At 72.0% G+C, this 20,269-nt stretch carries 17 protein-coding genes and 1 pseudogene; 14 read left to right on the top strand and 4 right to left on the bottom strand.

Annotation, left to right across the window (positions count from 1 at the left end):
* Nucleotides 1–25 precede the first annotated feature (25 nt).
* Genes V2S66_RS08165 through nuoN form a run of 13 tightly spaced genes read left to right on the top strand, consistent with a single transcriptional unit; the run spans nucleotide 26 to nucleotide 15,763 of the window.
* The gene (locus tag V2S66_RS08165) at nucleotides 26–580 is read left to right on the top strand and encodes a NuoB/complex I 20 kDa subunit family protein (RefSeq protein WP_330793848.1); all 555 of its coding nucleotides are present in this window, start codon (nucleotides 26–28) and stop codon (nucleotides 578–580) included.
* Nucleotides 577–1,308, top strand: a complete 732-nt coding sequence (locus tag V2S66_RS08160) for an NADH-quinone oxidoreductase subunit C (protein WP_330793847.1) — start codon at nucleotides 577–579, stop codon at nucleotides 1,306–1,308. Before V2S66_RS08165 ends, V2S66_RS08160 begins: the two co-directional genes overlap by 4 nt.
* The gene (locus V2S66_RS08155; RefSeq protein WP_330793846.1) at nucleotides 1,308–2,654 is read left to right on the top strand and encodes an NADH-quinone oxidoreductase subunit D; all 1,347 of its coding nucleotides are present in this window, start codon (nucleotides 1,308–1,310) and stop codon (nucleotides 2,652–2,654) included. Before V2S66_RS08160 ends, V2S66_RS08155 begins: the two co-directional genes overlap by 1 nt.
* Entirely contained in the window at nucleotides 2,651–3,526 is an 876-nt protein-coding gene (gene nuoE, locus V2S66_RS08150; RefSeq protein WP_330793845.1) for an NADH-quinone oxidoreductase subunit NuoE, read from the top strand. The genes V2S66_RS08155 and nuoE overlap by 4 nt, the downstream gene beginning before the upstream one ends.
* On the top strand, nucleotides 3,526–4,860 hold the full coding sequence (nuoF, locus tag V2S66_RS08145) for an NADH-quinone oxidoreductase subunit NuoF (RefSeq protein ID WP_330793844.1): 1,335 nt from the start codon (nucleotides 3,526–3,528) through the stop codon (nucleotides 4,858–4,860). Before nuoE ends, nuoF begins: the two co-directional genes overlap by 1 nt.
* A complete protein-coding gene (locus tag V2S66_RS08140) occupies nucleotides 4,857–7,340 on the top strand; it encodes an NADH-quinone oxidoreductase subunit G (protein WP_330793843.1) in 2,484 nt (827 codons plus the stop codon). The genes nuoF and V2S66_RS08140 overlap by 4 nt, the downstream gene beginning before the upstream one ends.
* On the top strand, nucleotides 7,337–8,749 hold the full coding sequence (gene nuoH, locus V2S66_RS08135) for an NADH-quinone oxidoreductase subunit NuoH (RefSeq protein ID WP_330793842.1): 1,413 nt from the start codon (nucleotides 7,337–7,339) through the stop codon (nucleotides 8,747–8,749). The genes V2S66_RS08140 and nuoH overlap by 4 nt, the downstream gene beginning before the upstream one ends.
* Complete coding sequence (nuoI, locus tag V2S66_RS08130; RefSeq protein WP_330793841.1) at nucleotides 8,742–9,392, top strand: NADH-quinone oxidoreductase subunit NuoI; 651 nt, start codon at nucleotides 8,742–8,744, stop codon at nucleotides 9,390–9,392. The genes nuoH and nuoI overlap by 8 nt, the downstream gene beginning before the upstream one ends.
* Nucleotides 9,389–10,282: an NADH-quinone oxidoreductase subunit J gene (locus V2S66_RS08125; protein WP_330793839.1), complete on the top strand. Its 894-nt coding sequence runs from the start codon at nucleotides 9,389–9,391 to the stop codon at nucleotides 10,280–10,282. The genes nuoI and V2S66_RS08125 overlap by 4 nt, the downstream gene beginning before the upstream one ends.
* Complete coding sequence (nuoK, locus tag V2S66_RS08120; RefSeq protein WP_330793838.1) at nucleotides 10,279–10,578, top strand: NADH-quinone oxidoreductase subunit NuoK; 300 nt, start codon at nucleotides 10,279–10,281, stop codon at nucleotides 10,576–10,578. Before V2S66_RS08125 ends, nuoK begins: the two co-directional genes overlap by 4 nt.
* Before the next feature lie 12 nt (nucleotides 10,579–10,590).
* On the top strand, nucleotides 10,591–12,495 hold the full coding sequence (gene nuoL, locus V2S66_RS08115) for an NADH-quinone oxidoreductase subunit L (protein ID WP_330793837.1): 1,905 nt from the start codon (nucleotides 10,591–10,593) through the stop codon (nucleotides 12,493–12,495).
* A gap of 5 nt (nucleotides 12,496–12,500) precedes the next feature.
* Nucleotides 12,501–14,102 carry an NADH-quinone oxidoreductase subunit M gene (locus V2S66_RS08110; protein WP_330793835.1) on the top strand — a complete coding sequence of 534 codons (1,602 nt, stop codon included), beginning with the start codon at nucleotides 12,501–12,503 and terminating at the stop codon, nucleotides 14,100–14,102.
* Nucleotides 14,099–15,763: an NADH-quinone oxidoreductase subunit NuoN gene (nuoN, locus tag V2S66_RS08105; protein WP_330793833.1), complete on the top strand. Its 1,665-nt coding sequence runs from the start codon at nucleotides 14,099–14,101 to the stop codon at nucleotides 15,761–15,763. The genes V2S66_RS08110 and nuoN overlap by 4 nt, the downstream gene beginning before the upstream one ends.
* Nucleotides 15,764–15,849: 86 nt before the next feature.
* On the opposite strand, the gene V2S66_RS08100 is transcribed toward nuoN, so the two are convergent.
* On the bottom strand, nucleotides 15,850–16,353 hold the full coding sequence (locus V2S66_RS08100; RefSeq protein ID WP_330793832.1) for a hypothetical protein: 504 nt from the start codon (nucleotides 16,351–16,353) through the stop codon (nucleotides 15,850–15,852).
* Nucleotides 16,354–16,461: 108 nt separating this feature from the next.
* On the opposite strand from V2S66_RS08100, the gene V2S66_RS08095 reads away from it, so the two are divergent.
* Nucleotides 16,462–17,007 (top strand): DinB family protein, encoded by a 546-nt coding sequence (locus tag V2S66_RS08095; protein ID WP_330793831.1) that lies wholly within the window; start codon nucleotides 16,462–16,464, stop codon nucleotides 17,005–17,007.
* Nucleotides 17,008–17,095: 88 nt separating this feature from the next.
* On the opposite strand, the gene egtD is transcribed toward V2S66_RS08095, so the two are convergent.
* The 3 genes and pseudogenes from egtD to egtB all read right to left on the bottom strand — a co-directional run bounded on the left by egtD (nucleotide 17,096) and on the right by egtB (nucleotide 20,268).
* Nucleotides 17,096–18,040: an L-histidine N(alpha)-methyltransferase gene (egtD, locus tag V2S66_RS08090; RefSeq protein WP_413966331.1), complete on the bottom strand. Its 945-nt coding sequence runs from the start codon at nucleotides 18,038–18,040 to the stop codon at nucleotides 17,096–17,098.
* 210 nt (nucleotides 18,041–18,250) lie between these two features.
* Nucleotides 18,251–18,964 (bottom strand): annotated as a pseudogene (gene egtC, locus V2S66_RS08085) (ergothioneine biosynthesis protein EgtC); the annotation flags it as partial.
* A complete protein-coding gene (gene egtB / locus V2S66_RS08080) occupies nucleotides 18,964–20,268 on the bottom strand; it encodes an ergothioneine biosynthesis protein EgtB (protein ID WP_413966330.1) in 1,305 nt (434 codons plus the stop codon). The pseudogene egtC and the gene egtB, both read right to left, overlap by 1 nt.
* Nucleotide 20,269 lies beyond the last annotated feature (1 nt).

The following is a 20,269-nucleotide window of genomic DNA, read 5'->3' as shown; positions in this document are numbered from 1 at the left end:
GACCGAGGGGACCAGGAGCCAACCCATGGGTATCGAAGAGAAACTGCCGAGCGGATTCCTGCTCACGACGGTGGAGACCGCGGCGGGCTGGGTGCGTAAGGCGTCGGTCTTCCCGGCCACCTTCGGACTCGCCTGCTGCGCCATCGAGATGATGACCACCGGCGCCGGGCGGTACGACATGGCCCGGTTCGGCATGGAGGTCTTCCGCGGCTCGCCGCGGCAGGCCGACCTGATGATCGTGGCCGGCCGGGTGAGCCAGAAGATGGCCCCGGTGCTGCGCCAGGTCTACGACCAGATGCCGAACCCCAAGTGGGTCATCTCGATGGGCGTCTGCGCCTCCAGCGGCGGGATGTTCAACAACTACGCGATCGTGCAGGGCGTCGACCACATCGTGCCGGTCGACATCTACCTGCCGGGCTGCCCGCCGCGCCCCGAGATGCTGCTGGACGCGATCCTCAAGCTGCACGAGAAGATCCAGCACTCCAAGCTCGGCGTGAACCGCGAGGAGGCGGCCCGCGAGGCGGAGGAGGCGGCCCGCAAGGCGCTCCCGACGATCGAGATGAAGGGGCTGCTGCGATGAGCGAGGCCAACGGCACCCCGGACACCCCCGGGACAGGCGGCGGCGTCCCCGCCCCGCGCGACGGCGCCGGCGAGGTCATCGGCGTCCGCAAGGGCATGTTCGGCGCCGGCAGCAGCGGCGACACCTCCGGGTACGGCGGCCTGGTCCGCACCGTGCGCCTGCCCGGAGCGGCGAGCAGGCCGTACGGCGGGATCTTCGACGAGATCGCCGACGAGCTGGAGGGCGCGCTGGAGGAGCAGGGCCTGGCGCCCGCCGACGCGATCGAGAAGACCGTCGTGGACCGCGGCGAACTGACCTTCCACGTCGCCCGCGAGCACCTGCTGCGGGTGGCCCGCACCCTGCGCGACGACCCCGCGCTGCGCTTCGAGCTGTGCACCGGCGTCAGCGGCGTGCACTACCCCGGCGACGAGGGCCGCGAGCTGCACGCCGTCTACCACCTGCGCTCGGTCACCCACGGCCGGCTGGTCAGGGTCGAGGTCAGCGCCCCCGACGCCGACCCGCACATCCCCTCGCTGGTGAGCGTCTACCCGACCAACGACTGGCACGAGCGCGAGACGTACGACTTCTTCGGCATCGTCTTCGACGGCCACCCCGCGCTCACCCGGATCATGATGCCGGACGACTGGCCCGGCCACCCGCAGCGCAAGGACTACCCGCTCGGCGGCATTCCCGTCGAGTACAAGGGCGCCCAGATCCCGGCTCCCGACCAGCGGAGGTCGTACAGCTGATGAGCAGCACGCACAGCACACCGCACGCACCCGCCCAGGCCGAGGAGCGGGAGACCACCGAGGGCCGCGTCTTCACCGTCACCGGCGGCGACTGGGACGAGCTGGCCGAGACCGTCGGCAAGGCCGACGACGAGCGGATCATCGTCAACATGGGCCCGCAGCACCCGTCCACCCACGGCGTGCTCCGGCTGATCCTGGAGATCGACGGCGAGACGGTCACCGAGGCCCGCTCCGGCATCGGCTACCTGCACACCGGCATCGAGAAGAACATGGAGTTCCGCACCTGGACCCAGGGGTCCACGTTCGTGACGCGCATGGACTACCTGACGCCGCTGTTCAACGAGACCGCGTACTGCCTGGCGGTGGAGAAGCTGCTCGGCATCACCGACACCATCCCGGACCGGGCGACCGTCATCCGCGTGATGCTGATGGAGCTGAACCGGATCTCCTCGCACCTGGTGTGCATCGCCACCGGCGGCATGGAGCTGGGCGCCACCACCATCATGATCTACGGCTTCCGCGACCGCGAGATGATCCTCGACATCTTCGAGCTGGTCACCGGGCTGCGGATGAACCACGCGTACGTGCGCCCCGGCGGCCTCGCCCAGGACCTGCCGCCCGGCGCGGTCGACCAGGTCAGGGAGTTCGTCAGGAAGTTCCGGAAGAACCTGCCGGAGTACGACAAGCTCGCCACCGGCAACCCGATCTTCAAGGGCCGCATGCAGGACGTCGGCTACCTCGACCTGGCCGGCTGCATGGCGCTCGGCGCCACCGGACCGATCCTGCGGGCCGCCGGGCTGCCGCACGACCTGCGCAAGTCCGACCCCTACTGCGGCTACGAGACCTACGAGTTCGAGGTGCCGACCACCGACACCTGCGACTCCTACGGCCGGTTCCTGGTGCGGCTGCACGAGATGGAGCAGAGCCTGCGGATCGTCGAGCAGTGCCTGGACCGGCTCGCGCCCGGCCCGGTGATGGTCGAGGACAAGAAGATCGCCTGGCCCGCGCAGCTCGCGCTGGGCCCGGACGGCATGGGCAACTCGCTCGACCACATCAAGAAGATCATGGGCACCTCGATGGAGGCGCTCATCCACCACTTCAAGCTCGTCACCGAGGGGTTCCGGGTGCCGCCCGGCCAGGCGTACGCGGCGGTGGAGTCCGCGAAGGGCGAACTGGGCGTGCACGTCGTCAGCGACGGCGGCACCCGCCCCTACCGGGTCCACTTCCGCGACCCCTCCTTCACCAACCTGCAGTCCATGGCCGCGATGTGCGAAGGCGGCCAGGTCGCCGACGTCATCGTGGCCGTGGCGTCCATCGACCCCGTGATGGGAGGTGTCGACCGATGAGCGCCGAAGTGTCCCTGGGAATCCCCGAGATGCCCGCGCCCGACTACCCGGCCGACGTCCGGGCCCGGCTGGAGACCGACGCGAAGGAGGTGATCGCCCGCTACCCCGACTCGCGCAGCGCACTGCTGCCGCTGCTGCACCTGGTGCAGTCGGAGGAGGGGTACGTCACCCGGACCGGCGTCCGCTTCTGCGCCGAGGTGCTGGAGCTGACCACCGCCGAGGTCACCGCGGTCTCCACCTTCTACACGATGTACCGCCGCAAGCCGTCCGGCGACTACCAGGTCGGCGTCTGCACCAACACGCTCTGCGCGGTGATGGGCGGCGACGCGATCTTCGACGACCTCAAGGAGCACCTCGGCGTCGGCAACGACGAGACCACCGCCGACGGCAAGGTCACGCTGGAGCACATCGAGTGCAACGCGGCCTGCGACTTCGCGCCGGTGGTGATGGTGAACTGGGAGTTCTTCGACAACCAGACGCCCGACTCGGCCCGGCAGCTGGTCGACGACCTGATCGCCGGACGCGAGGTCCGGCCCACCCGCGGCGCCCCGCTGTGCACGTACAAGGAGACCGCGCGCATCCTGGCCGGCTTCCCCGACGAGCGCGAGGGCGCCGTCGAGGCGACCGGCGGCGCCGGTCCCGCCTCGCTGGCCGGCCTGCGGCTGCACCGCGGCGAGGCCGCCCCGGCGCGGGTGGTCAGCCAGCGCGCCGAGGAGCCGCGCGACGACGCCGGGCTGCACGCCACCGGCGGCTCGCCGTCGCCCGCCGAGCACCCCAGCTCGCACGACGCGCCGAACACCACCGCGCAGTCGGACCCGGCGCACCCCGCCGACCCGGCCGCCGACCACGCCACCGAGGAGGAGGGCGAGTGATGACCGTGGAACCGGCCGAGAAGCTGCTCGCGCCCGTGCTGTCGGCGTTCTGGGACGACCCGCGCTCCTGGACGCTGGACACCTACCGCAGGCACGACGGCTACCAGGCGCTCACCAAGGCGCTGGCGATGGCGCCCGACGACCTGATCGCGTACGTCAAGGACTCCGGTCTGCGCGGCCGCGGCGGCGCGGGCTTCCCCACCGGCATGAAGTGGCAGTTCATCCCGCAGGGCGACGGCAAGCCGCACTACCTGGTGGTCAACGCGGACGAGTCGGAGCCGGGCACCTGCAAGGACATCCCGCTGCTGTTCGCCAACCCGCACGCGCTGATCGAGGGCATGATCATCGCGTGCTGGGCGATCCGCTCGCAGCACGCCTTCATCTACCTGCGCGGCGAGGTCGTGCCGGTGCTGCGCCGGCTGCACGAAGCGGTCCGCGAGGCGTACGAGGCCGGCTACCTCGGCAAGAACATCAAGGGCAGCGGCTTCGACCTGGACATCACCGTCCACGCCGGCGCCGGCGCCTACATCTGCGGTGAGGAGACCGCGCTGCTGGACTCCCTGGAGGGCCGCCGCGGCCAGCCCAGGCTCCGGCCGCCCTTCCCCGCCGTGGAGGGCCTGTACGCCTGCCCCACCGTGGTGAACAACGTCGAGTCCATCGCCTCGGTCCCCGCGATCATCAACCGCGGCAAGGACTGGTTCAAGTCGATGGGCAGCGAGAAGTCCCCGGGCTTCACGCTCTACTCGCTCTCCGGCCACGTCGCCAGGCCCGGCCAGTACGAGGGCCCGCTCGGCGTCACGCTGCGGCAGCTGCTCGACATGGGCGGCGGCATGCGGCCGGGGCACCGGCTGAAGTTCTGGACGCCCGGCGGCTCCTCCACCCCGATGTTCACCGACGAGCACCTCGACGTGCCGCTGGACTACGAGGGCGTCGGCGCGGCCGGCTCCATGCTCGGCACCAAGGCACTCCAGTGCTTCGACGAGACGACCTGCGTGGTGCGGGCCGTCACCCGCTGGACCGAGTTCTACGCCCACGAGTCGTGCGGCAAGTGCACGCCGTGCCGCGAGGGCACCTACTGGCTGGTCCAGCTGCTGCGGTCCATCGAGAGCGGCGGCGGGCTCCCCTCGGACCTGGACAAGCTCAACGACATCGCCGACAACATCAACGGCAAGTCCTTCTGCGCGCTGGGCGACGGAGCCGCCGCCCCGATCTTCTCCTCCCTGAAGTACTTCCGCGCGGAGTACGAGGAGCACATCGAGCGCGGGGGCTGCCCGTTCGACCCGGCCCGCTCCACCGCCTGGGCCGACAAGTCCCGTACGGAGGTCAACGCGTGACCGTCACGACAACCGGCGCACCCTCCGGGGGAACGGCGGTGCCACCGGAAGACCTGGTCTCCGTCAGCATCGACGGCATCGCGGTCTCCGTGCCCAAGGGCACGCTCGTCATCCGGGCCGCGGAGCTGGTCGGGATCGAGATCCCGCGGTTCTGCGACCATCCGCTGCTCGACCCGGCGGGCGCCTGCCGGCAGTGCATCGTGGAGATCGAGGGGCAGCGCAAGCCCGTCGCGTCCTGCACCATCACCTGCACCGACGGCATGGTGATCTCCACCCAGCTCACCTCGCCGGTCGCCGAGAAGGCGCAGCGCGGCGTGATGGAGCTGCTGCTGATCAACCACCCGCTGGACTGCCCGGTCTGCGACAAGGGCGGCGAGTGCCCGCTGCAGAACCAGGCGATGCAGGTCGGCGAACCCGACACCCGCTTCGAGGGCAGGAAGCGCACCTACGAGAAGCCGGTGCCGATCTCCGCCCAGGTGCTGCTGGACCGCGAGCGCTGCGTGCTGTGCGCGCGCTGCACCCGGTTCAGCAACCAGATCGCCGGCGACCCGATGATCGAGCTGCTGGAGCGCGGCGCGCTCCAGCAGGTCGGCATCGGCGAGGGCGACCCGTTCGAGTCGTACTTCTCCGGCAACACCATCCAGATCTGCCCGGTCGGCGCGCTCACCTCGGCCGCGTACCGCTTCCGCTCGCGGCCCTTCGACCTGGTGTCGTCGCCGTCGGTGTGCGAGCACTGCGCGGGCGGCTGCGCGACCCGCACCGACCACCGCCGCGGCAAGGTGATGCGGCGGATGGCGGCGGACGACCCCGAGGTCAACGAGGAATGGCTGTGCGACAAGGGCCGGTTCGGCTTCCGCTACGCGCAGCGCCCGGAGCGGCTGACGCACCCGCTGGTCCGCGACGCCGAGGGTGAACTCGTGCCCGCCTCCTGGCCCGAGGCGCTGGCCGCCGCGGCCGCCGGGCTCGGCGCGGCGCAGGGCAGGGCCGCGGTGCTGGCCGGCGGCCGGCTCACCATCGAGGACTCCTACGCGTACGCCAAGTTCGCCCGGGTGGTGCTCGGCACCAACGACGTGGACTTCAGGGCCCGCCCGCACTCCGCTGAGGAGGCCGACTTCCTGGCCGCGGCCGTCGCCGGGCGCGGAGTGGACCTGGCCGCGGGCGGCGGGCTGACCAACCGGGCGCTGGAGCAGGCCCCCGCGGTGCTGCTCGCCGGACTGGAGGCCGAGGAGGAGGCCCCCGGGGTCTTCCTGCGGCTCCGCAAGGCGCACCGCAAGTCCGGGCAGCAGACCTACGCGCTGGCCACCCACGCCACCCGCGGCCTGGACAAGGCCGGCGGCGTGCTGCTGCCGGCCGCGCCCGGCACCGAACCGGAGTGGCTGGACGCGCTCGCCGGCGGTGTCGGCCTCGACGAGGCGGGCCGCGCGGCCGCGGAGGCGCTGCGCGCGGCCGGCTCGGTGATCCTGGTCGGCGAGCGGCTGGCCGCGGTGCCCGGCGGTCTGACCGCCGCGCTGCGGCTGGCCACCGCCACCGGCGCCACCCTGGCGTGGATTCCGCGCCGCGCCGGCGAGCGCGGCGCGGTCGAGGCCGGCGCGCTCCCCGGGCTGCTGCCCGGCGGCCGCCAGGTCACCGACCCGCGGGCCCGCGACCAGGTCGCCCGGGTGTGGGGGCTGACCGCCCTGCCCACCCGCTACGGCCGCGACACCGGGCAGATCGTCGAGGCCGCGGCCGCCGGCGAGCTGTCCGCGCTGGTCGTCGGCGGCGTCGAGGTCGCGGACCTGCCCGACCCGGCGCGCGCCCGCGAGGCGCTGGACGCGGTCGGCTTCCTGGTCAGCCTGGAGCAGCGGCCGAGCGAGGTGACCGACCGGGCCGACGTGGTGCTGCCGGTGGCCGCGGTCGCCGAGAAGTCCGGCACCTTCCTCAACTGGGAGGGCCGGGCCCGGATGTTCGAGGCCGCGATCAAGCCCGACCAGGTGACCACTCGCCACCAGCTGCCGGACGCCCGGGTGCTGACGATGCTCGCCGACGCGCTCGACGTGGCGCTCGGCCTGTCCGACGTGCGCCATGCGCGCGCCGAACTCGACGCGCTGGCGGGCTGGGAGGAGCGCGCGAGCGCGCCGCTGTCCTCGTCGGTGCCGCTGCCGCGGCCCGAGCCGGGGCAGGCGGTGCTCGCCGGGCACCGGATGCTGCTCGACCAGGGCCGGCTGCAGGACGGCGACGAGGCGCTGGCCGCCACCCGGCACGCCGCGGTGGCGCGGCTGTCCGCGGTGACCGCCGCCGAGGCCGGTGTGCGGGACGGCGACCCGCTGACGGTGACCGGCCCGGCCGGCACCGTGACGCTGCCGCTGGTCGTCACGCCGATGCCGGACCGCGTGGTGTGGGTGCCGCTCAACTCCGTCGCAGGCGGGGTGGCGTCGGACACCGGCGCCCGCCCCGGCCAGGTCGTCGGCGTCGGCGCGGCTGACTCGGAGGTGCAGGCATGACCGCCCCGTTCGCGGCCACCGCCCAGCTGGCGGCCACCACGGAGAACCTGTCGTTCTTCGGCACCGACCCCTGGTGGCTGATCGTCCTCAAGGCGGTCTTCTGCTTCGCCTTCGCCATGCTGACCGTGCTGTTCTCCATCGTGTGGGAGCGCAAGGTCGTGGCGTGGATGCAGCTGCGCATCGGCCCCAACCGGCACGGCCCGTGGGGCATGCTGCAGTCGCTCGCCGACGGCGTGAAGCTGATGCTGAAGGAGGACATCAACGTCAAGCGGGCCGACAAGGTGATGTTCGTCCTGGCGCCGATCGTCGCCGCGATCCCCGCCTTCATGGCCTTCGCGGTGATCCCCTTCGGCCCGGCGGACAACGAGGTGTCGATCTTCGGCACCCGCACTGCCCTGCAGCTCACCGACATGCCGATCGGCATCCTCTACATCCTGGCCACCGCGTCCGTCGGCATCTACGGCATCGTGCTGGCCGGCTGGTCCTCCGGTTCGACCTACCCGCTGCTCGGCGGCCTGCGCGCGTCCGCGCAGATGATCTCGTACGAGATCGCGATGGGCCTGTCGTTCGCCGCGGTGTTCCTGTACTCCGGCTCGATGTCGACCTCGACGATCGTGGAGTCGCAGCACTCGCGCTGGTACGTGATCCTGCTGCCGGTGTCGTTCCTGGTGTACATCGCGACCATGGTCGGCGAGACCAACCGCGCGCCGTTCGACATGCCGGAGTCCGAGGGCGACCTCGTCGGCGGCTTCAACACCGAGTACAGCTCGATCAAGTTCGCGCTGTTCATGCTCGCCGAGTACGTGAACATGGTGACCGTCTCGGCGGTCGCCACCACGCTCTTCCTCGGCGGCTGGCGGGCGCCCTGGCCGGTCTCCACCTTCTGGGAGGGCGCGAACCACGGCTGGTGGCCGATGCTCTGGTTCGTCATCAAGGTCCAGCTGCTGCTCTTCGGCTTCATCTGGCTGCGCGGCACCCTGCCCCGGGTCCGCTACGACCAGCTGATGAAGCTCGGCTGGAAGGTCCTCATCCCGGTCTCGATGGTCTGGCTGATGCTGGTCGCCGCGGTCCGCGCGATGCGCAACGAGAACTACGACTTCACCAAGATCGTCCTCTACATCGGCGGCGGGGTGCTGGCGCTGCTGCTGCTCTCGCTGATCGTGGACCTGTTCCGGGACCGCGAGGACAAGCGCAGGACCGAGGCCGAGAGCGGGCCGCTGGCGCCCCAGGAACAGTTCGACCCGATGGCCGGCGGCTACCCCGTGCCGCCGCTGCCGGGACAGCAGGCGGAGCGCGTGCCGCGCCGCCCCAGTCGTGCGCAGCCCCAGCTCGTCGGGGCGAACGGCCCGTCCGACGCCGCCGGCGGGCACACCGAGGACGCACAGAAGACGGAGGACGGCGATGCCTGAGTTCCTTGGCCCGGTCGCAGGCTTCGGCGTGACCTTCAAGGCCATGTTCAAGAAGCGGCTGACCGAGCAGTACCCGGAGTACAAGAAGCCGACCGCGCCCCGCTTCCACGGCCGCCACCAGCTCAACCGGCACCCGGACGGGCTGGAGAAGTGCATCGGCTGCGAGCTGTGCGCCTGGGCCTGCCCGGCCGACGCCATCTATGTGGAGGGCGCGGACAACACCGAGGAGGAGCGCTACTCCCCGGGGGAGCGCTACGGCCGCGTCTACCAGATCAACTACGCCCGCTGCATCCTGTGCGGGCTGTGCATCGAGGCGTGCCCGACCCGGGCGCTGACCATGACCAACGAGTACGAACTCGCCGACTCCACCCGCGAGTCGCTGATCTTCACCAAGGAGCAGCTGCTCTCCGGCCTGGAGGAGGGCATGGTCGAGTCGCCGCACTCGATCTTCCCCGGCATGGACGAGGGCGACTACTACCGCGGCGCCGTCACCGAGGCGGCGCCCGGCACCGTACGGCAGGTGGCGGTCTCCAAGGGCGAGGAGCCCGAGGAGACGGCCGCACCCGGCCCGGCGGACGCCGCCGGCGACGAGGTGACCGCCCCCGGCGGTTCGGCTCCGGCGGGAACGGGGGCCGAGGCATGACACCGACCCTGTCGCTGGCCGCCGGCACCCTGGCGGCCACCACCCGGACCTCCACCGGCGAGGCCGTGCAGTTCTGGGTGCTGGGCACCGTCGCGGTGCTCGGCGCGCTCGGCACCGTCCTGCTGAAGAAGTCCGTGCACAGCGCGCTGTCGCTGGCCGGCACGATGATCGTGCTCGCGGTCTTCTACCTGGCCCAGGGCGCCTACTTCCTGGGCGTGGTGCAGATCGTCGTCTACACCGGCGCGATCATGATGCTGTTCCTCTTCGTGGTCATGCTGGTCGGCATCACCGCCGCCGACTCGCTGAAGGAGACCCTGAAGGGCCAGCGCTGGATGGCCGCCGTCTGCGGCCTCGGCTTCGGCGTCCTGCTGATCGCCGGCATCGGCAACGCCTCGCTCGACTCCTTCGCGGGGGCCGGTCAGGCCAACGCCGGCACCGGCGGGAACGTGCAGGGCCTGGCGAAGCTGGTCTTCACCGACTACGTGTGGGCGTTCGAGATCACCGGCGCCCTGCTGATCACCGCGGCGATCGGCGCGATGGTGCTCACGCACCGCGAGCGCACCGAGGAGCGCAGCACGCAGCGCGAGCTGTCCGAGGCCAGGGTGCGCGCGGGCCTTCAGGTCACCCCGCTGCCGGCGCCCGGCACGTACGCCCGGCACAACGCGGTGGACATCCCGGCGCTGCTCCCCGACGGGACGCCCGCCGACCTGTCGGTCAGCTCCACGCTGCGCGACCGCGGCCAGGTCCGCGACGTGTCGCGGGACGCGATGCGGCGGCTGGCGGCGCTGGACCAGGCGTCGGGCGAGTGGCTGGAGCGCAAGGGCCTCGGCCCGGTGCGCAGCGACGACCCGGCGGCCGACCCCGCGCGGACCGAGGAGGGTGCCAAGTGAATCCGGCCAACTACCTGTATCTCTCGGCGCTGCTGTTCACCATCGGCGCGTCCGGGGTGCTCATCCGGCGCAACGCGATCGTGGTCTTCATGTGCGTCGAGCTGATGCTGAACGCCTGCAACCTGGCGTTCGTCACCTTCTCGCGCCTGCACGGCAACCTCGACGGCCAGGTCATCGCCTTCTTCACGATGGTGGTGGCCGCGGCGGAGGTCGTGGTCGGGCTGGCGATCATCGTGTCGATCTTCCGTTCGCGCCACTCGGCCTCGGTCGACGACGCCAACCTGATGAAGCTGTAGAGGGGCTGCGCAGTGGAAACCCTGATCGGACTGCTGGTGGCGGCGCCGTTGCTGGGCGCGGGCATCCTGCTGACCGGCGGCAAGCGGCTCGACCGCTCCGGCCACCTGCTCGGCACGCTGCTGGCCCTGGTGTCCTTCGCGCTCGGCGTGGTGCTGTTCCTCGACATGCTGGGCAAGGACACCGACCAGCGCACCCTGACCTCGCACCTGTGGACGTGGGTGCCGGTGGAGGGCTTCCAGGCCCAGGTCGGGTTCCAGCTCGACCAGTTGTCGATGACGTTCGTACTGCTGATCACCGGGGTGGGCTCGCTCATCCACATCTACTCGATCGGCTACATGGAGCACGACGAGAACCGGCGGAAGTTCTTCGGCTTCCTCAACCTGTTCCTCGCCGCGATGCTCCTGCTGGTGCTCGCCGACAACTACTTCCTGCTCTACGCGGGCTGGGAGGGCGTCGGCCTCGCCTCGTACCTGCTGATCGGGTTCTGGCAGCACAAGCCGAGCGCGGCGACCGCGGCGAAGAAGGCGTTCCTGGTCAACCGGGTCGGCGATATCGGCCTCTCGGTGGCGATCATGCTGCTCTTCACCACCTTCGGGTCGTTCGCCTTCTCGGACGTCTTCCCCAAGGTCGGCCAGGCGTCGGGCTCGCAGCACGCGACCATCACCGGCATCGGCTTCATGCTGCTGCTCGCCGCGTGCGGCAAGTCGGCGCAGGTGCCGCTGCAGTCCTGGCTCGGTGACGCGATGGAGGGCCCGACCCCGGTCTCCGCGCTGATCCACGCGGCGACGATGGTGACCGCGGGCGTCTACCTGATCACCCGCTCCGGCGCGATCTTCAACGCGGCTCCGGACGCGCAGACCGCGGTGGTCACCGTGGGCGCGGTCACGCTCCTCTACGGTGCGATCGTCGGTTGCGCGAAGGACGACATCAAGAAGGCGCTGGCCGGCTCCACGATGTCGCAGATCGGCTACATGATCATGGCCGCCGGGCTCGGCCCGATCGGCTACGTCTTCGCGATCATGCACCTGGTCACCCACGGCTTCTTCAAGGCCGGCCTCTTCCTCGGCGCCGGCTCGGTCATGCACGGCATGAACGACGAGGTCGACATGCGGCGTTACGGGGGCCTGCGAACGTACATGCCGGTCACCTTCGTCACCTTCGGCCTCGGCTACCTGGCGATCATCGGCTTCCCGGGGCTCTCCGGCTTCTTCTCCAAGGACAAGATCATCGAGGCGGCCTTCGCCAAGGGCGGCACCGAGGGCTGGGTCCTCGGCGGCGCGGCGATGCTCGGCGCGGCGGTCACCGCCTTCTACATGACCCGCGTGATGCTGATGACCTTCTTCGGCGAGAAGCGCTGGGCCGCTGACGCGGACGGCCACGAGCCGCACCCGCACGAGTCGCCGAAGTCGATGACGGTCCCGATGGTCGTGCTGGCCTTCGGCTCGGTCTTCGCGGGCGGGCTGTTCAGCATCAACTCGTCGTTCCTGCACTGGCTGGAGCCGGTCACCGGCCACAGCGAGGGCGACTCGCCGGTCAGCGCCGGTGCGGTCACCGCGGGCACCATGGTGGTGCTGGTGGTGGGCGTCGCCCTCGCCTGGCTGATGTACGGGCGCAAGGCGGTCCCCGCGGTCGCGCCGCGCGGCAGCCTGCTCACCCGGGCCGCGCGCCGCGACCTGTACCAGGACGACATCAACCACGTCGTGCTGGTCCGCGGCGGCGAGCACCTGACCCGGTCGCTCGTCTACCTCGACCACTCCCTGGTGGACGGCGTCGTCAACGGCACCGCCGCCTCGGTCGGCGGCCTGTCCGGCCGGCTGCGCAAGCTGCAGAACGGCTACGTCAGGTCGTACGCCGTCTCGATGCTCGGCGGTACCGCGGTCGTGGTCGCCGCGACCCTTCTGATGAGGGCGGTCTGAACCCCATGGCTGATTCCTTCCCGATCCTCACGGTGACCGCCGCCGTGCCCGCGGTCGGCGCGCTCGTCACCGCGGCGGTGCCGGCCGGCCGGCGGGCCGCCGCCAAACTCACCGCGCTGGGCTTCTCGCTGGCCACGCTGGTGCTGGCGTTCGTCACCCTGGTCCGCTTCGACCCGGGCGGCGACCGCTACCAGTTCACCGAGTCGCACGCCTGGGTGAAGAGCTTCGGTCTGCGCTACGACCTCGGCGTCGACGGCATCGCGGTGGTGATGGTCGCGCTGACCGCGCTGCTCATCCCGTTCGTGATGCTCGCCGGCTGGCACGACGCGGACCCCCTCGAGGACGCCGACCCGAACCGGCGCTGGCGGCCCACGCAGGGCTTCTTCGCGCTGATCCTGATGGTCGAGGCGATGGTGGTGCTCTCCTTCGAGGCCACCGACGTCTTCCTCTTCTACATCTTCTTCGAAGCCATGCTGATCCCGATGTACTTCCTCATCGGCGGTTTCGGCGACCGCGCGCACGCGGCCGGCGAGGAGGAGGCGGCCAGGCAGCGCTCGTACGCCGCGGTGAAGTTCCTGCTCTACAACCTGGCGGGCGGCCTGATCATGCTCGCCGCGGTGATCGGGCTGTACGCGGCGACCGCCAAGCAGCTCGGCACCGGCACCTTCTCGCTCCAGGAGATCCTGAGCGCGCGGGCCTCGGGCCGGCTCCAGCTGGCGACGTCCACCGAACGCTGGCTGTTCCTCGGCTTCTTCTTCGCCTTCGCGGTGAAGGCGCCGCTGTGGCCGCTGCACACCTGGCTGCCCAACGCGATGGGCGAGTCGACGGCGCCGGTCGCGGTGCTCATCACCGCGGTCGTCGACAAGGTCGGCACCTTCGCGATGCTGCGGTTCTGCCTCCAGCTCTTCCCCGAGGCGTCCAAGTGGGCGACCCCGACCATCCTGGTGCTCGCGGTGATCAGCATCATCTACGGCGCGCTGCTGGCCGTCGGCCAGCGCGACATCAAGCGGCTGATCGCCTACGCGTCGGTGTCGCACTTCGGCTTCATCATCCTGGGCATCTTCGCGATGACCAGCCAGGGCCAGTCCGGCGCGACGCTCTACATGGTCAACCACGGCATCTCCACCGCCGCGCTGATGCTGGTGGCGGGCTTCCTGATCACCCGCCGCGGCTCGCGGCTCATCGCCGACTTCGGCGGGGTGCAGAAGGTCGCGCCGGTGCTCGCCGGCACCTTCCTGGTGGGCGGGCTCGCCACGCTGTCGCTGCCGGGGCTCGCGCCGTTCGTCAGCGAGTTCCTGGTGCTGGTCGGCACGTTCAGCCGCTACCCGGTGCTGGGCATCGTGGCGACGCTCGGCATCGTGCTGGCCGCGCTGTACGTCCTGGTGCTCTACCAGCGCACGATGACCGGCCCGGTGAAAGCCGGCGTCGAGGGCATGGCCGACCTGAGGGCGCGTGAACTCGTCGTCGTCACCCCGCTGATCGCCCTGCTCCTCTTCCTCGGCGTGTACCCGAAACCGGTGACGGACATCGTCAACCCGTCGGTCCAGCACACGCTCTCCGACGTGCACAAGACCGACCCCAAGCCCGCGCTGGAGGCGAAGAAGTGAGCGCACCCGCAGCCGTCACGGCGGCGCAGTCCGTCCACAGCCTGTGGACGACGGCGGCGCCCGCGGACAAGATCCCGGCCCCGCACATCGAGTACGCCCAGCTGTCGCCGGTCCTCATCGTCTTCGGTGCGGCGGCCCTCGGCATCCTGCTCGAAGCCTTCCTGCCGCGCCGGCAGCGCTACACCGCGCAGATCGTGCTCTCCGTGGTCGGCCTCGCCGCGGCCTTCGCGGCGGTCGTCGCGCTGGCCGAGAAGGGCTACGGCACCACCAAGGCGCACATCGCGGCGATGGGCGCGGTGGCAGTCGACGGCCCGGCGCTCTTCTTGCAGGGCACCATCCTGCTGGTCGGCATCGTCGCCGTGTTCACCTTCGCCGAGCGCCGCCTCGACCCCAAGGCGCACGGCCTGCCCGTCGACTCCTTCGCCGCGCAGGGGTCCGCGGTGCCCGGCGGCGACCAGGAGAAGGCCGCGGTCCGGGCCGGCTTCACCACCACCGAGGTCTTCCCGCTGCTGCTCTTCGCGGTCGGCGGCATGCTGGTCTTCCCGGCCGCCAACGACCTGCTGACGCTCTTCGTCGCCCTCGAGGTCTTCTCGCTGCCGCTGTACATCCTGTGCGCGCTGGCCCGCCGCAACCGCCTGATGTCCCAGGAGGCCGCGGTCAAGTACTTCCTGCTCGGCGCCTTCTCCTCGGCCTTCCTGCTGTTCGGCATCGCGCTGCTGTACGGCTACGCGGGCACCGTCTCGTACTCCGGCATCTCGTCGGTGATCGACGGCACCGCGAAGATGACACCGGCCCTCGCCGACTCCACCGGCAACGACGCGCTGCTGCTGATCGGTCTCGCGATGGTCGCGGCGGGCCTGCTGTTCAAGGTCGGCGCGGTGCCATTCCACATGTGGACGCCCGACGTCTACCAGGGCGCGCCCACCCCGGTCACCGGCTTCATGGCCGCCGCGACCAAGGTGGCGGCCTTCGGCGCGCTGCTGCGGCTGCTGTACGTGGTGCTGCCCGGGATGCGCTGGGACTGGCGGCCGGTCATGTGGGGCGTGGCCATCGCGACGATGCTCTTCGGCGCGATCGTCGCGGTCACCCAGACCGACGTCAAGCGCCTGCTGGCGTACTCCTCGGTCGCCCACGCGGGCTTCATCCTGGCCGGTGTCATCGCCACGAACAAGAACGGCGTCTCGTCCGTGCTGTTCTACCTGGCGGCCTACTCCTTCGTGACGCTCGGCGCGTTCGCGGTGGTCACCCTGGTGCGGGACGCCGGCGGCGAGGCCACCCACCTGTCGCGCTGGGCGGGCCTGGGCCGCCGCTCCCCGCTGGTGGCCGCGGTCTTCGCGGTCTTCCTGCTGGCCTTCGCGGGCATCCCGCTGACGTCCGGCTTCGCCGGGAAGTTCGCGGTCTTCAAGGCCGCCGCGCAGGGCGGCGCGATGCCGCTGGTCATCGTCGGCGTGATCTCCTCGGCGGTCGCCGCGTTCTTCTACGTCCGGGTGATCGTGCTGATGTTCTTCAGCGAGCCGAAGGCCGACGGCCCGACGGTCGCCGTGCCCTCCCCGCTCACCTCCACCGCGATCGCCATCGGCGTCGCCGTCACCGTGGTACTCGGCCTCGCGCCGCAGTACTTCCTCGACCTCGCGGACAAGGCGGGCGTCTTCGTCCGCTGACCGACGGCGGACCGCCTTCCACCCCGCCGCCCGACGCCCCCGCCAGGGGCGCCGGGCGGCGCCGTGCCGTCCGGCGCCGATGCCGGTCAGCCGATGGTGAAGGAGGTGGGGCTGACGGGGGGCAGCTCGTCGAGCTGGGCCTGGACGAACTCCCGGCTCATGAACTGCAGGTCCGGGTGCGGGGCCGGGTGGGCGGTGCTCACGGCCGCCCGGACGAGGTCGGTGCTGTCGTGGGTGTCGGCGATGTGGAAGCGGTAGTCCTGGTGGCGCGGGGCGGGCGGCAGGAGCGTCATGATCGCCGGGTCGTCGGTGTTGACGATCTTGTTCCGGCGCATCGAGGCGATCGTGGAGGCCATGTCGCCCTGGTGCACCAGCCATATGTCGACGGTGCCGCCGGCCGCGGTCACCCTGCTGCTCCAACCGGCGGGCAGCCGGCGGGTGATGCTCCGCTGGAGCTGCGCGGTGTCGGTGCCGGCGCCGCCGGAGGACTTGTGCGCGTCGCCCCCGCCGAGGACGAGCACCGTCGCGGTCGCGGCGGCCCCCACCGCCACGACGGCACCGGTCAGCGCGATGGTTCTGGATCTCCCCATGGGCGGGAGCATAGGGCCTGGCACCACGCGGGAGCCGTCGCGGTGGCCGCGAACGGCCGACCCGCCGCCCCACGGAAGGGTTCCGCTGCGGCCGGGTACGCTGCCCCGATGACCACCGACGACACGCCCTCCGGCGCCGCGCCGATCACCGACGACCGGGTGGGGCCGCCCTCCTTCGGCACCGAGCGCGAGACGCTGCGGGCATTCCTCGACTTCCACCGGCGGACGCTGGCGATGAAGTGCCAGGGGCTGACCGACGAGGAGTTGCGCCGCGCGTCCTCACCGCCGTCCACGCTGACCCTGCTCGGCCTGGTCCGCCATCTCGCCGAGGTCGAACGTACCTGGTTCCGCCGGGTGTTCGAGGACCACGACGCCCCGATGGTGTGGTCGGACAAGCCCGCGGACTTCCAGGCGGCGTACGACGCGAGCCGGTCCAGCCGCGCCGAGGCGTTCGCCGCGTGGGAGGCGGAGGTCGAGCAGTCGCGCCGCATCGAGGCGGCCGCGGACTCCCTGGACGCGGCGGGCTACCAGCCGCGCTGGGAGGAGGAGGTGTCGCTGCGCATGGTGATGGTGCACGTCCTGCTGGAGTACGGCCGGCACAACGGCCACGCGGACTTCCTGCGCGAGGGGATCGACGGCGTCGTCGGCGCGTGAGGCCCGCCCCGTCCGCGGAAGCGTGACGCGCGCCGCGCCGCCCCCGGCCCGGGGGCGGCGCGGACGCACAAGTGCGGTGCGGGGAGTTCTAGTTGGGCACCGCGAGGAGCAGCGCGAAACGGCCGGCCGCGTCGGTCCACCACTGCCGTACTGTGAATCCGCCCTCCTTCAGCTCCGCGGTCAGCGTCTCGCGGCGGAACTTGCAGGACAGCTCGGTGCGCAGGTCCTCGCCCTCGGCGAAGTCGACCGACAGGTCGAGGCCGGGGATCTTCGCGACCTGCGCGCGCCGCGAGCGCAGCCGCATCTCGATCCGCTCGTGCTCGGCGTCCCAGACCGCGACGTGGTCGAACCCGGCGGGGTCGAAGTCCGCGCCCAGCTCGCGGTTGAGCACGTGCAGCACGTTCTTGTCGAACTCCGCGGTGACGCCCGCCGCGTCGTCGTACGCCCGGACCAGCACCTCCGGCTCCTTGACCAGGTCCGCGCCGAGCAGCAGGACGTCGTCGCTGGTCAGCGAGAGCGCCAGGGTGCGGTAGAAGGCGGCGCGCTGCTCCTCGTCGAAGTTGCCGATGGTGCTGCCGAGGAAGGCCAGCAGCCGCGGGCCCGGCTCGTCGGACAGCGCGAGGCCGCCCTCGAAGTCGGCGACCGTGGCGGCCACCCGCAGACCCGGGTAGTCGCGGCAGATCGCCCGGCCGGCCTCCTCCAGCGCCGTCGCGCTGACGTCCAGCGGCGCGTACCGGCGCAGGGTGCCGCCGGCGGTCAGCGCGTCCAGCAGCAGCCGGGTCTTGCGCGAGGAGCCGGAGCCCAGCTCGATCAGCGTCGCGGCGCGGGTGAGGGTGGCGATCTCCACCGCCCGCCGGTCGAGGATCTCCTGCTCGGCCCGGGTCGGGTAGTACTCGGGGAGCCGGGTGATCTCCTCGAACAGGTCGCTGCCCCGCTCGTCGTAGAACCACTTCGGCGGCAGCGTGCGCGGCGTGCCGCCCAGGCCGCGCCGGACGTCGGCGTGCAGCGTGGCGGTGAAGTAGTCCGCGGGCAGCCTGTCGTCGAGGGTGAAGCGGTCGTCGGGGGCGAGGTGGTCCTCGGCGCCGGCGCGGCTCGCGGCCCGGTCGTCGGTGGCGCGGCTGTCGTCCATGAGGGAGATGTCCTTGCCGTCGGGCCGCGAGGAGCGCGGCGGGTTGGTCCCGCGCAGCGGGATGATCCGTACGCCGGCCGTGGTCGCGAGCAGCAGCGAGCGGTCGGGGACCTCGCACCAGTCCCCGGGCGCGTCGTCGGGCTCGGACGCCACCACCACGGACCTGTCGTCCGTGTCCAGGCCGTCCCGGCGGCCCGTGAGGCGGTACCACAGCGTGTCCCCCCAGGCGGTGGCCGCGATGGCGCGGCCGTCGGTGAGCAGGAAGTTCAGCCGCGCGGTGGGCCGGACCGCGGCCACCTCGCGGGCCACCGCGGCCAGCGCGCCGCCCGGCGACTCGCCCTGCCGCAGCCGCCGCGCGGTCATCGCCCACAGCAGCGCGGAGTCGCTGCGGGCGTCCAGGGCGAGCAGCTCGGCGGAGCCGAGACCGGTCGGCAGCCGGGTCCAGTCGGCGACCGCGCCGTTGTGGCTGAACAGCCACCGCCCGTCGCGGAAGGGCGCCGCCGCCGACTCGTCCTGCGTGGTGCCCGCGGTGGCCGAGCGGACCGCCGCGAGGACGGCGCCGCTGCGGACCGTACGGGTCAGCTCGGCGGCGTTGGCGTCCGCCCAGACCGGGATCGCCCTGCGGTACCTGGCGGGCAGCGGGAAGCCCTCGTCGCCCTCCTGCGGGGGGTCGACGGGGTACCAGCCGAACCCGAAGCCGTCCGCGTTGACGGTGCCGTGGCGCTGCCTGCGCGGCTGCCAGGACTGCTCGTACAGGCCCCGCGGCGGTTCGGTCAGCAGCCGGGCCAGCGGCGCCGGCGGGCCGAGGTAGGCGAGGTGGCGGCACATCAGGCGCCCTCCCCGCCCGGCCGGCGGGTGTGCTCCGCCGCGGCCCCTTCGCCGGGGCCCGCGTCGCGCGCGGTGCGGAAGCCGGCGAAGATCTGCCGGCGGATCGGGTAGTCCCAGTTGCGGAAGGTGGCGCGGGAGGCGACCTCGTCGACGCCGAACGCGCCACCGCGCAGCACCTTGTACTCGGGCCCGAAGAAGACCTCCGAGTACTCCTTGTACGGGAACGCCTCGAAGCCCGGGTAGGGCGCGAAGTCCGAGGCTGTCCACTCCCACACGTCGCCGATCAGCTGGCGTGCGCCGCTGGGCGCGGCGCCTGCCGGGTAGCTGCCGGCGGGGGCCGGCCGCAGGTGCCGCTGGCCGAGGTTGGCGTGCTCGGGCCCCGGGTCGGCGTCGCCCCACGGATAGCGGCGGGAGCGGCCGCCGGCCGGGTCGTGCCGGGCGGCCTTCTCCCACTCGGACTCGGTCGGCAGCCGCCGGCCGGCCCAGCGGGCGTACGCGTCCGCCTCGTACCAGCACACGTGCAGCACCGGCTCGTCGGCCGGCACCGGCTCGACGTGGCCGAACCTGCGGCGCACCCAGGTCTCGCCGTCACGCGACCAGAACTGAGGGGCCTCCAGGCCCTCCTCCTGGACGTGCCGCCATCCCTCGGGCGTCCACCAGGCCGGGTCCCGGTAGCCGCCGGCCGCGATGAACTCCAGGTAGGCGCCGTTGGTGACCGGCGTGGTGTCCAGCCAGAAGGCGGGGACGTCCACGGTGTGCGCGGGCAGCTCGTTGTCCAGCGCCCACGCCTCGGTGCTGGTGCCCATGGTGAAGGGACCGCCGGGCACCAGGACCTCGGGCGGCAGCGCGGCGGCGTCGGCGGGCGCCTGCGGCGGTTCCGGCGCGTCGAGCACCGGCGGGCCCTGCCGCAGCTGGTGGGTGGCGAGCATCGTCTCGTCGTGCTGCTGCTCGTGCTGGGCGAGCATGCCGAAGACGAAGCCGTCGGCCAGCAGGCGTTCCTGCTGGTCAGGCGAGGTGTCGGCGGCGGCCAGCACCTCAAGGGTCTGGCTGCGGACCTCCGCCACGTAGGCGCGCGCCTCGGCCGGGCCGAGCAGCGGCAGGGCGGGGCGGTCGGCGCGCGGCGTCCTGAAGGCGTCGTAGAGGTGGTCGAGGTCGGGGCGCAGCCCGGGGCGGCCGCCGGCCTCCCGGACCAGCCACAGCTCCTCCTGGTTGGCGATGTGCGCCAGGTCCCAGACCAGCGGGGACATCAGCGGCGAGTGCTGGGCGACGAGGTCGTCCTCGGTGACCGCGCCGGTCAGCGCCATG

The sequence above is a fragment of the Actinacidiphila polyblastidii genome, from assembly GCF_036353415.1.
Classification (GTDB): Bacteria; Actinomycetota; Actinomycetes; order Streptomycetales; family Streptomycetaceae; genus Actinacidiphila; species Actinacidiphila polyblastidii.
The sequence above is the reverse complement of the archived record's forward strand: the minus strand, read 5'-3'. Positions and strand labels throughout refer to the sequence as shown.